General features: G+C 30.7%; 12 protein-coding genes and 1 riboswitch. Of the genes, 8 read left to right on the forward strand and 4 right to left on the reverse strand.

The genetic code is table 11. The features are described 5' to 3' along the window. Positions 1 to 340: 340 nt before the first annotated feature. The 6 genes from AGR56_RS11015 (at position 341) to prfB (ending at position 9,395) form a co-directional block, all read left to right on the forward strand. Complete coding sequence (locus AGR56_RS11015) at positions 341 to 2,560, forward strand: ATP-dependent RecD-like DNA helicase (protein WP_053242278.1); 2,220 nt, start codon at positions 341 to 343, stop codon at positions 2,558 to 2,560. Between the two features lie 209 nt (positions 2,561 to 2,769). After that, on the forward strand, positions 2,770 to 3,609 hold the full coding sequence (locus AGR56_RS11020) for a hypothetical protein (protein WP_053242279.1): 840 nt from the start codon (positions 2,770 to 2,772) through the stop codon (positions 3,607 to 3,609). A gap of 8 nt (positions 3,610 to 3,617) precedes the next feature. After that, complete coding sequence (locus AGR56_RS11025) at positions 3,618 to 4,205, forward strand: ComF family protein (RefSeq protein ID WP_242851414.1); 588 nt, start codon at positions 3,618 to 3,620, stop codon at positions 4,203 to 4,205. Positions 4,206 to 4,782: 577 nt separating this feature from the next. Then, positions 4,783 to 5,313 (forward strand): ribosome-associated translation inhibitor RaiA, encoded by a 531-nt coding sequence (gene raiA, locus AGR56_RS11030; protein WP_053242280.1) that lies wholly within the window; start codon positions 4,783 to 4,785, stop codon positions 5,311 to 5,313. Positions 5,314 to 5,587: 274 nt separating this feature from the next. After that, positions 5,588 to 8,098 (forward strand): preprotein translocase subunit SecA, encoded by a 2,511-nt coding sequence (gene secA, locus AGR56_RS11035; RefSeq protein ID WP_053242281.1) that lies wholly within the window; start codon positions 5,588 to 5,590, stop codon positions 8,096 to 8,098. A 186-nt stretch (positions 8,099 to 8,284) separates the two neighbouring features. Further along, a protein-coding gene (gene prfB, locus AGR56_RS11040) for a peptide chain release factor 2 (protein ID WP_198150033.1) occupies positions 8,285 to 9,395 on the forward strand; the annotation gives its coding sequence in 2 pieces (ribosomal slippage) (positions 8,285 to 8,362 and positions 8,364 to 9,395; 1,110 coding nt in all). A gap of 68 nt (positions 9,396 to 9,463) precedes the next feature. Here prfB and AGR56_RS11045 read toward each other — a convergent pair. Next, the gene (locus AGR56_RS11045) at positions 9,464 to 10,822 is read right to left on the reverse strand and encodes a M28 family metallopeptidase (RefSeq protein ID WP_053242283.1); all 1,359 of its coding nucleotides are present in this window, start codon (positions 10,820 to 10,822) and stop codon (positions 9,464 to 9,466) included. Positions 10,823 to 10,962: 140 nt separating this feature from the next. Between AGR56_RS11045 and AGR56_RS11050 the strand changes: the two genes are divergently transcribed. Continuing rightward, entirely contained in the window at positions 10,963 to 13,119 is a 2,157-nt protein-coding gene (locus AGR56_RS11050; protein ID WP_053242284.1) for a Tex family protein, read from the forward strand. 47 nt (positions 13,120 to 13,166) lie between these two features. Beyond that, positions 13,167 to 13,282: riboswitch (FMN riboswitch) on the forward strand. A gap of 89 nt (positions 13,283 to 13,371) precedes the next feature. Beyond that, positions 13,372 to 13,998 (forward strand): ECF transporter S component, encoded by a 627-nt coding sequence (locus AGR56_RS11055; protein WP_053242285.1) that lies wholly within the window; start codon positions 13,372 to 13,374, stop codon positions 13,996 to 13,998. Between the two features lie 13 nt (positions 13,999 to 14,011). Here AGR56_RS11055 and rimI read toward each other — a convergent pair whose 3' ends face one another. Genes rimI through tsaE form a run of 3 tightly spaced genes read right to left on the reverse strand, consistent with a single transcriptional unit; the run spans position 14,012 to position 15,634 of the window. Further along, complete coding sequence (gene rimI / locus AGR56_RS11060) at positions 14,012 to 14,473, reverse strand: ribosomal protein S18-alanine N-acetyltransferase (RefSeq protein ID WP_053242286.1); 462 nt, start codon at positions 14,471 to 14,473, stop codon at positions 14,012 to 14,014. Further along, on the reverse strand, positions 14,466 to 15,179 hold the full coding sequence (gene tsaB / locus AGR56_RS11065; RefSeq protein ID WP_053242287.1) for a tRNA (adenosine(37)-N6)-threonylcarbamoyltransferase complex dimerization subunit type 1 TsaB: 714 nt from the start codon (positions 15,177 to 15,179) through the stop codon (positions 14,466 to 14,468). The genes rimI and tsaB overlap by 8 nt, the downstream gene beginning before the upstream one ends. Continuing rightward, positions 15,176 to 15,634 carry a tRNA (adenosine(37)-N6)-threonylcarbamoyltransferase complex ATPase subunit type 1 TsaE gene (tsaE, locus tag AGR56_RS11070; RefSeq protein WP_053242288.1) on the reverse strand — a complete coding sequence of 153 codons (459 nt, stop codon included), beginning with the start codon at positions 15,632 to 15,634 and terminating at the stop codon, positions 15,176 to 15,178. Before tsaE ends, tsaB begins: the two co-directional genes overlap by 4 nt. Positions 15,635 to 15,682 lie beyond the last annotated feature (48 nt).

The following is a 15,682-nucleotide window of genomic DNA, read 5'->3' on the forward strand; positions in this document are numbered from 1 at the left end:
ATATGGTGTTATAGTGAAACTACTGTGAAATTTAAGCTATTTATGTACCAAAATACCAATCTTCAAGGGATTATGGTGCACATATAGTTTGTAATTGAGCTAGTTTCACTGTAAGCAAAACAATTTAAAAGTGTAAGAAAACTAATGTTATGATATGCCATCTTGCGGTAGACAGTTAAAATAATAAAACTGTTTATTTCAAGAAAGGCATATTTTTTATGAAATTATAAAAGTGATGGTAATTGAGAAAATTATGAAAAAACGTTATAATAGCTAAGTAGGGATATGATAGGAGTATCTCTTTTTTAACTAAAGTACTTTAATAGTAAGGAGATTTAATATGGAAGAACTTCAGTGTGTGGTTGAGTCAATCGTATTTAAAAATGAAGAAAATGGTTATGTGGTTGCAATAACCGAAGATGAAAATTCTAAGAAAATAACCATAACTGGATGTATACCATATATAATGGAAGGACAATCACTTAAAATTTCAGGAGAATGGACTGTTCATCCACAATTTGGTCAACAATTTAAGGTAGAAAAATGCGATGAAATTTTACCAAATTCACTAGTTGGAATTGAAAAATATTTAGCATCAGGAGTTATTTCAGGTATAGGGCCTGTAACAGCAAAAAAAATAGTTGATAAGTTTGGTGACAAAACACTTGAGGTACTTGACAATGACGTATATAGGTTAAGGGAGATTGATGGTATAGGAGACAAAAAAATAGAACTTATATATGAATCTTATTCTCAACAAAGAGAAATAAGAAATATAATGATATTTCTTCAAACCTATGGAGTTACTCCAAATCAGTGTGTAAAAATATACAAAAAATATAAATCAAAAGCTATAGAAGTGGTTAAAGAGAATCCATACATACTTACGGACACAATAGCAGGGATTGGATTTAAGACTGCGGATAAAATTGCTAGGAGTCTTGGAATAGAAGCAAACTCTCCTTTTAGAATTCAAAGCGGTATAACTTATGTAGTTAATGAATTTTGTGCAATGGGTAATACATATATGCCAATAGAAGATTTAATAAAAAAGTCTATAGAAATACTTCAAGTTCGTAAGGATGAAATTGAAAAAGGGATATATGAATGTACTCTTTCTCAAAAGTTAAAAGTGGAAATTATAAATAAAGAAAATTGTGTTTATACAATGCCATATTATTATAGTGAACTTGGAGTTACAAGAAAAATAATAACTCTTGCTTATGATAAATACAAAGAACTTGATGTAGATATAAATTCTGAAATAGAAAAGTTTCAAAAGGAAAATAACATAGAATTTGCAGCATCACAAAAAGAGGCAATAGAAGGAGCAATTAAAAATGGGTTTGAAATTATAACAGGAGGACCTGGAACGGGAAAAACAACTATAATAAGGTGCATAACATCAATATTTGAAGAATTATCGATGAAGGTATTTATGGCAGCACCAACTGGGAGAGCTGCAAAAAGAATGTCAGAGGCTACAGGCAGTGAAGCGAGGACTATTCATAGAATGCTAGAGCTTGGGTATGAAGATGAAGAATTATTTGAAAAACCAGATGAGTCTATATTACAATGTGATGTGATTATAATAGATGAGGCTTCAATGATAGATATAATGCTTATGCATAGTTTACTCAAAGCTATAGGACTTGGTACCAGGCTTATTATAGTAGGCGATGTTGATCAACTTCCATCAGTTGGTCCTGGTAATGTTTTGAGGGATTTAATAGAAAGCAATTGTGTTAAGGTATTTAAGCTTAAAGAAATATTTAGGCAGGCTAAAGAAAGTATGATTATAGTGAATGCTCATAAAATAAATAATGGAGAAATGCCAATACTAAATAAAAAAGATAATGATTTTTATTTTATAAGTGAAGAAAAGCATGACATAATATTAAATACTATATTAAGCTTAACCTGTCAGAGGCTTCCTAAGTATAATAGAAGTTGGGATAGCATAAAAGATATACAAATAATTACTCCTATGAAAAAAGGAACTTTGGGCGTCATTAATATGAATAATAATCTTCAAAATGTTTTAAATCCCAAAGATAAGTTAAAAAAAGAAATTAAATACAGAGATGTTATTTTTAGAGTAGGTGACAAGGTTATGCAAAATAAAAATAACTATATGCTTAAATGGAAAAGGATAAAAGGAGAAGGAGAAAAAGAAGGAGAGGGCGTATTTAATGGAGATATAGGCTTTGTCTATGATATAGATGAAGACAGCAATTTGATAGTATTGTTTGATGATGAGAGGGAAGTTGTATATGAAAAACTTAACCTTGATGAATTATCGCTTGCCTATGCTGTAACTATTCATAAAAGCCAAGGAAGTGAATTCCCAGTTGTGATTATGCCAGCATTTGTTGGACCACCACTTCTTATGAATAGAAATCTTTTGTACACAGCAATTACGAGGGCAAAACAGTTTGTTGTTATTGTTGGACAGAAGAAAGCTGTTCAGTTTATGATAAACAATAACAGGAGTTTTAAAAGGTATTCTGGGCTTGAATGGAGAATAAGTGAAGTGTTGAATGGAGAAGAGAAAAATTAAGACTATGATTTAAAATAAAACCTAAATTAATTATTATTTGGAAGGAAAGTTTTTATGAGTAAAGTTGAAAAATATGAAAATATAATAAATCATATACTTAACTGGAATTTCGGAAAAGAAAAATATCTTAACGTTGTTTCTCCGCCTTATAATACCTGTGAAATTTTTTAGAACTAATCATTGAAAATGTAAAAAACGGTAAAAAAGTATTGTATATTACTCAAGAAAATGATGGAAATATAGAAATTTTAAAATTAATAAAAGATAAAACCCTACTCAAAGGATACTCGTATTATAGGGGTAAAAAGATATATGAAGATTCTAAAATTATTGTGTGTAATTATCAGAATGCGTTTTACTTGGATTTAAAATTTGATATTATTATTTATGATGATATAGGAAGTTTGCCGCAATATGGTAAAATTGAAATTATAGAACTTTTAGATAGCTTAAAGGATGATAATTGTAAGGTTGTGGTATATTCAATCGAAAGTGTGTTTGATAATTGTAGAACAGTATATATATCAGCAAGAAGTGGTATGCTTCCTATGGTTGAGCCTAAAATTATAACTACAGGGGTAAATATAAATAAAGATATGCCATTTGTAGTGTTTGAATATCTTAAGTGGTTTATAAATATAAAAAACAATGTGATAATACCAGTTTTAGATGAAAATATGATGATAAATTTATTTGGATATTTGACATATTTAAAATTAGGAATTGGTAAAAGGATTTTATTGTATAGGAGAGGTAGTAGTCCTAAAAATGTATTAAATAAAGTTAATGGGGCTATAATTATAACTAATGATTTTGAAAAAGTTTGTGAATATATACAAAATATAAATATTGCAGTTTATTTTTATGAGCAAAATAAATTTGATTATAAATCACTTGTATATTTTTGTGGAAGGTTAAAGGGAGGATATAAAAAGAAAGGAGAAGTTATATTTATAACCAATAAGGAGAATAAGGAAATAGAAAAGGCTAAAAATATAACTAGGAATTTCAATAAATCAGCATGGGAAGAAGGATTATTTTTTATATAGAATATTTATTGGATTGTTTTTTTAGTGTGCTCTATAGCAGGGATTACAAATGTGTTTTATGTGGGGAGAAAATATTTGATGAAAAACTTTTATGTAATTCATGTTTTAAAAATATAAGTTTGTGTAAAAACGAATTTTATATAGAGAAAAAAAACTTGCGTATAAAGTTTTATAGTGTTGCATATTATTCAAAAAGTATAAAGGAAATGATTATAAAGCTAAAATATAGGAGAGATTTTCTGTGCGGCGAAGCACTAGGAAGCCTTATGTATGATTTCATTATGAAAAATAATATAAAATTCGATGAAATAACTTTCGTTCCTATGGAAAAGAATGATTTGAAAAGAAGAGGATATAATCAAAGTAAGCTGCTTGCAAAAGAAATTTCCAAAAGGACTAATTTGCCCGTAAAAGAATATCTAGCAAAGAACAAAAAAACAAGTGATCAAATTGGACTTAACGGAAAAATGAGATGGGAAAACTTATCTAAGGCCTTTACAACATGCAATACAAAAACTATAGCAAATAAGAACCTTATTCTGGTTGATGATGTTTTTACTACAGGTGCTACTGGATTTTTTTGTGCAAAAATTTGATTTTTAGTGGAGCAAAATGTGTTATTGTATTGACTGCGGCAAAAGTAGTATATAATATTAGTATATATTAAGTTAGGTTTGTGGTTGAAAGTCGATGCTAGTCGCAGGCAAAGCGATCCACGTAAATTAAACAAAGTTTTAATGAGCATGGTGCGGTTTAGAAGTAAGTCCTGCCGTTTAAGTACGAGAGAATTAGTAGTGAGAGGATAGTACCGGGTAGCGAAAGTTCCAGCAGGCGAGTGTGGGGTCAAAGACCAGGTCAACTAACTTAATGTATTTTTTTGCATTTCAAGCGGATGAACATATATAGTTTGGGGTAAATTCAATCTATATATGTTTTTTATACTCCATGAAGATAATATGAGGTACTTAAATAAATCTTAAATATGTAATAATATGTATTTATATAGTAAACGTTTAAAATCGCATGAAATATTAAGTAAGAATAATATAAATTTATATAATATTTAGTCAATTTATTATATTTTTCTTGTTTTAATTTATTAAAATAGTAAAATATAATTACATAAAGAAACCAAAGTAATTATTATATTGGTGTTAGAGAGGGGCTGGAATTATGAAAATAATAGTTAGTGGCAGAAATGTTGAAGTGACAAATGGTTTGAGACAATATGTGGAGAAGAAGCTATCTAAAATGGAGAAGTACTTTAAACCAGAAGTTGAAGCTCATGTAACTTTTAGTGTACAAAAGAACAGACAAATTGTTGAAGTTACAATTCCATTCAATGGAGTAATATTAAGAGGAGAAGAATCCAACGATGATATGTATGCTTCTATAGATATTGTTTCAGATAAACTTGAAAGACAAGTGAGAAAGCAAAAAACAAAATTAGAAAGAAGAAAATATGGAGACTCACTTAGATTTCAAGATATTCCAGATATAAGCTCTAAAGAAAAAGAAGAAGAACCTAAAATAGTAAAAACTAAAAGATTTGCAATAAAGCCAATGTCTGAGGAAGAAGCAGTATTAGAAATGGAGTTACTAGGACACAATTTCTTTGTATTTCAAAATGCAGATTCTAACGAAGTTAATGTAGTATATAAACGAAAAGATGGAAACTTTGGTCTTATTGAACCAGAATTTTAAATTGTAAAACATAAAGGGGCAAAATGATGATTTTGCTCCTTTTTCATGATAATATAATTAAATTTGCTTTTTATTTAGATTAAGTTAAAAATACTTTATTTTACATACTAAAAGTTGAATGATTATAGATTAAATGATATAATCTATAGGGTATAATATGAATAGTATAACTTTGGTGTATATTATATAATGCATTAAGAGCTTTAGGGTATTTAATCTATGCTTTATGTGTTATATTTTTATAAAATATATATTTGTAGTGAGGATGAATGCGATGGGATTGCTTAATAAAATATTTGGTACATATAGTGAGAGGGAAGTAAAGAGAATTATACCTATAGTTGATCAGATAGAAAAACTTGATAGTACCATGCAAGCTTTAAGTGAGGATGAACTTAAGGCTAAAACTGCTGAATTTAAGCAGAGACTTCAAAATGGAGAAACTCTTGATGATATATTAGTAGAGGCTTTTGCTGTAGTAAGAGAAGCGTCTTCAAGAGTTCTAGGACTTAAACACTTTAGAGAACAGCTTATAGGAGGAGTAGTTCTTCATCAGGGAAGAATTTCAGAAATGAAAACTGGTGAAGGAAAAACATTAGTTGCTACACTTCCTTCATATTTGAATGCTTTAACAGGAAAAGGTGTTCATGTAGTTACTGTAAATGACTACTTGGCAACGAGAGATATGGAGTGGATGGGAAGAGTATATAGATTTCTAGGTCTTACTACTGGTGTAATAGTTCATGATTTAAACCAGCAGCAAAGGCAGGATGCCTATAATGCGGATATAACATATGGTACAAATAATGAGTTTGGTTTTGATTATTTAAGAGATAACATGGTTATATATAAGGAAGAAAGAGTTCAAAGAAAGCTTAATTATTGTATAGTTGATGAAGTTGACTCAATACTTATAGATGAAGCTAGAACACCACTTATAATTTCAGGAGAGGGTGAAAAATCAACTGAATTTTATAGAGTTGCAGACAATTTTGCTAAAATGCTAAAAAAAGAAGACGACTTTACTATAGATGAAAAAACAAATTCAGCTATATTAACAGAAGTTGGAGTTGAAAAAGCTGAAAAATATTTTCACCTTGATAACTATGCAGACCCATCAAATATGGAAATACAACATCATGTTGCTCAAGCATTAAAAGCCAATGCACTTATGAAAAAAGATAAAGATTACATGGTTAAAGATGGAGAAGTTATTATAGTTGATGAATTTACTGGAAGACTTATGGAAGGAAGAAGATACAGTGACGGTCTTCACCAGGCTATTGAGGCTAAAGAAGCAGTAAAAGTTCAAAAAGAATCAAAAACGCTTGCAACAATAACTTTCCAAAATTACTTTAGAATATATGATAAGCTTTCAGGAATGACTGGTACAGCACTTACAGAAGAAAATGAATTTAGAGAAATATATGGTCTTGATGTTGTTGTAATTCCTACACACAGACCAGTTCAAAGAAAGGATTCGCCTGATCTTATCTATAAGACTGAAAAGGCAAAATTTGATGCTGTAGTTGAGGATATAGCCGAAACGCATACAAAAGGTCAACCAGTTCTTGTAGGAACTGTAAGTATTGAAAAATCAGAACTTCTTTCAGATTTGCTTAAGAAAAAGAGAATTCCACATCAAGTTTTAAATGCGAAATACCATGAACAAGAAGCTGAAATAATATCTCATGCTGGAGAAAAAGGCATGGTTACCATTGCTACAAATATGGCAGGACGTGGTACTGATATTAAACTTGGAGATGGAGTTGTAGAACTTGGCGGACTCAAAATAATAGGTACTGAAAGACATGAATCAAGACGTATAGATAACCAACTTAGAGGTCGTTCAGGTCGTCAGGGAGATCCAGGATTTTCAAGATTTTATGTATCCCTTGAAGACGATCTTATGAGAATTTTTGGATCAGATAAACTTAAGTCTATGGTTGATAAGTTAGGTCTTGGTGATGATGAAGCCATTGAAAGCAAGATGGTAAGTTCCGCTATAGAAAATGCTCAAAAGAAAGTTGAAGGAAATAACTTTGATATAAGAAAAACTCTTCTTCAGTATGATGACGTAATGAATCAGCAGAGAGAAATTATATACAAACAAAGATCTGAAGTCCTCGAGGGAGAGGACATGAAAGATCAGGTACAGAATATGATAAGAGATATAGTTTCTAATTCTGTTGATGCTCATATAACAGGACTAGAAGAAAATTTGGAAGAAGATATACAAAATCTCTTAAATTATCTTTACGATATATATCTCCCTAAGAATGCAGTTACAGTGGATGAACTTAAAGTTCTTTCAAATGACGAAATAAAAGAAAAACTTCTTGGTATAGCAAAGGATTTATATGTTAAGAAGGAAGAAGAATTCTCAAGTGAACAAATGAGAGAAATAGAAAGAGTAATACTTCTTAGAATTGTTGATACTAAGTGGATGGATCACATTGATAGTATGGAACATTTAAAACAAGGAATAGGACTTAGAGCATATAGACAGCAGGATCCTGTTCAGGCATATCAAATGGAAGGAAGCGATATGTTTGATGAGATGATAGCAAATATTCAGGTAGAAACTGTAAAATACTTATTCCATGTTGAAATAGAAAGAAGACCTGAAAGAGAAAGAGTAAATCAAGAAGTTACAACAAATTATGAGTCTGAAAATGTTGTTAAAAAGCCTGTTAGAAGAAAAGAGAAGAAAATAGGAAGAAATGATCTTTGTCCTTGCGGTTCTGGTAAAAAATATAAAGATTGCTGCGGTAGAAGAGCATAAAATTTGTATAAGAAAAGGTCTGTTTCAAAATGAGGCAGTCTTTTCTATTTTTAAAGATAAACCACCTTGAAACTTAAAATTTATTTGTACCAAAATGCCGTCTTCTGGGCATTTTGGTGCACATGAATTTTAATAGTTGAAACAGTTTATCTACAATAAAAAATATGTAGCGGAAGGGTGATTAAATTGATTATAAAGCTTGAAGAGGCAGCTGCATCTGTAAAAGAGCTTATAAACAGCGTCAACGAAATGAGGGCTTCTCTTTGACATAGAACAATCTGAAAAGAAAATAGATGAACTTGAGCACAACATGCAGGAAGACGGATTTTGGGATGATATGAAAAAATCCCAAGAGGTTAGCAAGGAACTTAAATTTTTAAAAGATAGAATAGAAAGATATAGATCAATAAAAACAAGAATTGATGATGTTAATGTCCTAATAGATATGTGCAGAGAAGAAGAAAATGAAGAAGAAGCAGAATATATTTTAAATGAAGTTAAAGATTTAAAAAATGAAATTGAAGATTTTAAAATAGAAATTTTACTTTCTGGTGAGTATGATAAAAATAACGCGATTTTAAATCTTCATACTGGAGTTGGAGGAAATGATGCTCAGGATTGGACACAAATTCTTTTGAGAATGTATACAAGATGGGCTGAAGCTAAAGGATTTAAAGTTGAAGTTATTGACATGCTTCCAGGTGATGAGGCAGGAATTAAAAGTGTTACATTAAAGGTAACAGGTGAATATGCTTATGGATATTTGAAAGCTGAAAAAGGTATACATAGGCTTGTTAGAATATCACCTTTTAATGCAAATGGAAAAAGACAAACATCTTTTGCTTCTGTTGAAGTTTTACCAGAACTTACAGAAAATCAGGATATTGTAATAAGACCTGAAGATTTAAGGATTGATACTTATAGGGCTAGTGGTGCAGGAGGTCAGCATATAAATAAGACTGATTCTGCTATTAGAATAACACATCTTCCGACAGGTGTAGTAGTGCAATGCCAAAATGAAAGAAGTCAGCATTCAAACAAAGAAACTGCAATGTCTATGCTTAAATCAAAGCTTGTTGAATTAAAAGAAAGAGCTCATAAGGAAAAAATAGAAGACCTAACCGGAGAGTTAAAGGATATGGGGTGGGGAAGTCAGATAAGATCATATGTTTTTCAACCATATACTATGGTTAAGGATCATAGAACAGGTGTTGAAACTGGCAATGTTAATGCGGTTATGGATGGAGAAATAGATGATTTTATTAAAGGATTTTTAAAGCAGGAAAGCAATTTATAATTGTATATAATAAGGGTGGGATATAGTTCTTGTGTAAAATTATATGCTCACCCTATTTTGTTAATATACTAATTTTTACTGTTCATATTTCTAACTGCATACTGAAGTGAGATTAAGGTTAATACAATTACAGAAAATAGAGATAGTATACAAACTTGTTTATTATATAAGATTAAAAAGCTAAAGTTAAAAGAATTATTTATTATGTCTTTAGAAACTATTTTAAAGCACCTATCTATAGAGCTAGAATTAATATAAGATGATTTATCGCTAGGTGTGTGAATTCTTGAAGTATCATCATCGCAAAATGTTATCGCATTTATATTTTTGTTTCTAAAAGAAGAGTGGTCGCTAGCATCGTCAAATATATAGTTGAAACTAACATGCTCTTTTGCACAAAGTGCGGAAATAGAGCTAATAGGTTTTGATTTTACAGTATCTTTTTTTCCACCCATAATTGATAATGGAACGGAGGAAGAACTTCCTATCATATCAAAATTGTAATCTTCCCCGCCTTTTATTTTGGAATAGTATTTATTTACGAAAGCTTCGGAGCCTTTAAGACCAAATTCTTCTCCGTTAAAAGCAATAAAAATTATATCCCTATTAGGTGTGCCTAGAGAACTTATAAATTTGCTCATCTCAAGTATAAAACTTGTTCCAGAGGCATTGTCAAGAGCACCATTATATACTTCGCCACTTAAGTCTGTGCCAACATGATCAAAATGTGCAGAAATAATAATTGGAGGTCTTGAAGAATCACTGCCTTTTATATACCCAATAACATTCTTAAGAGTTGTTGTATCATTAGAGTAAGGTATAAAACAATCTATTATGCAGCCCTTGTTTAAATAATTCCTAAGTTCTGAAAGACAATTTTTAGTTGCCATTATACATAAAGAATAGTCGCTATCTGCTATAAAAGAACTTCTAAAGTTTAAATTGTTATCTTTAGGAGAATAAATTAAAAAGTTCTCGCTTTTATCTTTTATTTGAATGTATGAAGAATTAGCTTTTATATTTGATCCGTTATAGAATACAATATGATCCTTTTTAAAATTTAACATATCTTCTTTAAAATCTTTTTTATAAACGTAAGTTTTTATAGTATTGCCATGACTATCTACAACTTTAAGATAGGGAGCTCCAGAAACTTTTTTTGGGTAATATGCGTTGAATGTTTGGTAATAATTTTGACTGTACGCGGCGAGGTTAGAGGCCTTAAATTGTTGTCTAATATAGTTAGCTGCAACCTCATTTTCAAAACTTCCACCTAGACGACCTTTAAAGCTGTTACTGGAAAGAAAAGTTATATTCTTTTTTACTGCATCTATATTAAATTTATGTATGGAGCAATATTTTTGAAAGCTGAAAGAAAATAGAATTATCGATATTACAAGAAGGACGCATAAAATTATTTTTTTCATAATAACTCCTTTAAATTGATTTTCCATATATTTCTATGAATTTGCAAAGCCTTATATTACAAGTAAGTTGAAATACAGAAGTTTTTTATTTATAATAATATCATGTCTACAATTTGAATTTTTTGGAGGTAAAGTAGTTAATGAAAAATATAAGCAGCAGATTGGCAGAGGAATTTAAAATAAGTTTGAAGCAAGTTAACAGTGTTATAGAAATGCTTGACGAAGGGGCAACTGTTCCTTTTATAGCAAGATATAGAAAAGAAAAAACAGGTGGACTTGATGATATAGTATTAAGAGGTTTATCTGAAAGACTTATATATTTAAGAAATCTTGATGAAAGAAAAGAAGCTGTTATAAAATCCATAGATGAGCAGGGCAAACTTACCAATGAATTGAAGGAAAGCGTAACTAGTGCCGAAACCATAACTGAAGTTGAAGATTTATATAGGCCATATAAACCTAAGAAAAGAACAAGGGCTACAATAGCAGCTGAAAAGGGCTTAAAGCCTCTTGCAGATGAAATACTAAGTGGAAAATTTAAAGAAGATATTGAAGAATTTGCGAAAGGTTTTATAAGTGAAGAGAAACAGGTTAAATCTGTGGAAGAAGCCTTAAAAGGAGCACAGGATATAATAAGTGAAAGTATATCTGATGAAGCTGAATACAGAAAGTGGATTAGAAAGTATGTTTTCAAAAATGGGATTGTTGAAACCAAGGGAAGCAGTGAGGAATCAACACCTTATGAAATGTACTATGATTTTAAAGAAGCAGTAAGTAAAATACCTCCTCACAGAATACTTGCTATAAATAGAGGAGAAAAGGATAAAATACTTTCAGTTAAAATAACTTGTGAGGATGAAAAGATAATTGAATATTTAAATTTAAACTGTCTAAAAGGAAATGAAATTACAGATAAATACATAGAAGAAAGCGTAGCAGATTCATTAAAGAGATTAATATATCCATCTATAGAAAGAGAAATAAGAGCTGATCTTACAGAAAAAGGAGAAAATTCAGCTATAGAAATATTTAAAGCTAATTTAAAAGCACTACTAATGCAAGCTCCTATTAAAGGAAAAGCAGTTTTAGGATATGACCCTGGATTTAGAACTGGATGTAAGATAGCAGTACTTGATGAAACAGGCAAGCTTTTGGATACTGCAACAGTTTATGCTACTGCACCTCAAAATGATGTAGAAGGTTCTATAAAGACATTAAAGGAATTAGTTTATAAGTATGACGTTGGAATGGTATCACTTGGAAATGGGACTGCTAGCAGAGAATCAGAAGAGATTATAGCAAGACTCATAAGAGAAGTAAAAGAGGAAAAGGGAATTGAACTTTATTATGTAATCGTATCTGAAGCAGGGGCATCAGTTTATTCAGCCTCTGAACTTGGAACAAAGGAATACCCGGATATAAATGTATCCTTAAGAGGGGCAATATCCATAGGAAGAAGACTTCAAGATCCACTTGCAGAGCTTGTTAAAATTGATCCAAAATCTATAGGAGTAGGTCAATACCAGCATGATGTTGCACCTAAAAAGTTGGAAGATTCATTAAAAGGTGTGGTTGAGGATTGTGTTAATAATGTTGGAGTTGACCTTAATATTGCAACTCCCTCTCTTTTATCTTATGTATCTGGAATAAATGCTAATATAGCAAAAAATATAGTTGAATATAGAGAAGAAAATGGTAAATTCAAAAATAGAAAAGAACTTTTAAAGGTAAAGCGACTTGGACCAAAGGCTTTTGAACAATGTGCAGGATTCTTAAGAGTACCAGAAAGTGAAGAGTTACTTGATAATACTTCAGTTCATCCGGAATCTTATGATGCAGCCAAGGGTCTTTTAAGTAAGCTTGGTTATGAAGAAAGTGATATAAAAAATGGTAATCTAGCTAATATGGATTCTATGATAAAGCTTGTTGGAATAGATAAATTGGCTGAAGAACTTAAAGTTGGAGTTCCAACCCTTTCGGATATTATTAAAGAAGTAAAAAAGCCAGGAAGAGACCCAAGAGAAGAAATGCCAAAACCAATACTTAAAACAGGAATTGTTGATATAAAGCAATTAAAACCTGGTATGGTATTAACAGGAACGGTAAGAAATGTTGCTGATTTTGGTGCATTTGTTGATATAGGTGTTCATCAAGATGGGCTTGTGCATATAAGTCAGCTTTCTGATAGATTTGTAAAACATCCACTTGATGTTGTTAAAGTTGGAGACATAGTTGAAGTTAGAATTCTTGAGGTAGATGAAAAGAGAAATAGGATATCCTTAAGCATGAAAAAATAGCTTGATTAAATTTTTAAAATGAACTATAATAAAGATAATATAATATTGATATTCTTCAGGGCAGGGTTAATTTCCCTACCGGCGGTATAGCCGCGAGCCTTTTATGGCATGATTCGGTGAAACTCCGAGGCCGACAGTAAAGTCTGGATAAAAGAAGAAATAATAGTGTTTTTAATGTGCCCTGACTTTTTAGTTGGGGCTTTTATTATGCCACTTCTGGAGATATCAAACAAATAATAGGAGGCATATAAAATGAAAAATTCAAAACTTAGTAAACTTATTAAAATATCACTTTTAGGTGTAATTGGCTTTATAATTATGCTTATTGAATTTCCTATACCAATTTTTCCGAGCTTTTTGAAGATAGACTTTAGTGATCTTACAGCAGTTGTAGGTGGATTTGCAATGGGGCCAGTTGCAGGAATTGCAATAGAACTTGTAAAAAACTTGCTTGCATTATCCAAAACAGGGACAGCAGGGGTAGGAGAAATTGCTAACTTCTTAATAGGATCTTCTATGGTTTTAACTTCAAGTTTAATTTATAAGCATAAGAAAACAAAAATAAATGCTGTTATCGGATTGGTTATTGGTGTAGTTGCAATGTCCATAGCAGGCTGCCTTTTGAACTATTTTGTACTTTTGCCAATGTATGAAACAGCACTTCATTTTCCTATAAAGGCAGTAGTAGCAGCAACGCATGTAGTTAATCCTTATGTAACTGATCTTAAAAGTTTTATAATATTTGCAATAGTTCCATTTAATGTGATAAAAGGTGCAGTTATTTCAGCTGTAACTATGGCTGTATATAAGAAGATTTCACCAGTAGTTCACAAAGAGATAGAAGAAAATGTTTCGGCTTATAATAGAGCGTCAAAGTAATAAAAAAGTTCCTTCATAGGGAACTTTTTTGTATATTATGCTTCCACATTATAATCGCATCTTCATTGTTGTCATTATAGTAATTTTTACGAATTCCTTCTTCTATAAATCCATACTTTCTATATAAGTTTTTAGCTACATAATTTGAAGCTCTAACTTCAAGGGTTAGTGAATTTATGCTTTTTTCTTTACATATGTTAATAAGACCCTCTATGATTTTTTTGCCAGCTCCTATTCCTCGGAATTCTGGGTGTACAGCTATATTAGTTATATGACCTTCATCAAGTATAAGCCACATACCTCCATAACCTATCACTAGGTTATCCAGTTTGACAACAACATATTGTGCAAATTTGTTTGTAAGTTCTTTTTCCATTGAATCTTTAGTCCATGGCACAGAAAAGCTTAAGTTTTCAATGGATAGAATTTCTCTTAAATATTTTTTCTCAAAATCACAAATAACTAAATTATTCATCTATACTCCTTCCAGTTCTACTCTCATATTCTCTTTCTGCCTGTGATTTTCTTAAGTAAATTGGGGCGGAGGAAAGAGGGTTATCAAATTTTCCTTCCCGCATTAAATTCATTCCTAGTTCACATAAGCCAGAGGCTTTTACGAGGTTTAAATGACCAGGGGCAAAGTTAACTTTATTAAGCTCAGCTTCAAAGGTTTCTTTGAATTTTGGTACAGCATCACCTATAAAGGTTACAGGTAAATTATAATCCTTTAGGACTTTAATTAGATCATCTACTGAAATAGCCATATAATCGGAAATTTTATTAAAATTAGTATTTTCAAATTTATATATTGCAGTGTATACATTATTTCTTAAAGCATCTATTATAGGACATATTATGCCGCTAGTGTAAGCAAGGCTATAGGCCATGGTATCAAGAGAAGATATGCTTACAAAAGGTTTTTTAGAACCTTCACTAAGTCCCTTTACTACAGCCATGCCTATTCTAAGTCCAGTAAAAGAGCCAGGACCTTTTGAAACAACAAAACCGTCTAAATCATCTATGGATATTTTTAAATTTTTCAGAAGATAATCTATAATGTTCATAATTATTACCGAATGTTGTTTTTTATAATTAAAAGTAATTTCACCTAAAAGCTTATTATCATCCATTACGGCGCATGAAGCTGCTTCGGTAGCTGAGTCAATTGCTAGTAGTTTCATAATTTAATCTCCTTTACATAATCATATCTATTTCCAATATAATTTATTACTATTTGTCTATAATTTTCACCTTTATTTGGCAATTTCGTTATTGTAATATTTATTCGTTCCTCTGGAATTAAATCTTCAATATAATTTGACCATTCAATTACACTTACAGCGTCACTAAATATGTATTCATCAAATCCTATAGCATAAATTTCATCTGGATCATTAACTCTATAAACATCAAAATGATATAATTTAAGTCTTCCTTGATACTCGTTTACAATGTTAAAGGTTGGGCTAGTTATGTAATCATCTATTTTGAGTCCTTTGGCAATTCCTTTTGTAAAATGAGTCTTACCGGCTCCAAGATCACCATCCAGGCATACTATGTCACCTTGATTTAAAAGCTCACCAAGCTTTTCACCCAAATGTAAAGTTTTATCAACACTATCAATAACAAAAGTCATGTTATCACCTCTTAAAAGTATTTTATATCAAATCTTAAAAAAAGAAAA

This window comes from Clostridium sp. DMHC 10 (assembly GCF_001270375.1).
Taxonomy (GTDB): Bacteria; Bacillota; Clostridia; order Clostridiales; family Clostridiaceae; genus Clostridium_S; species Clostridium_S guangxiense.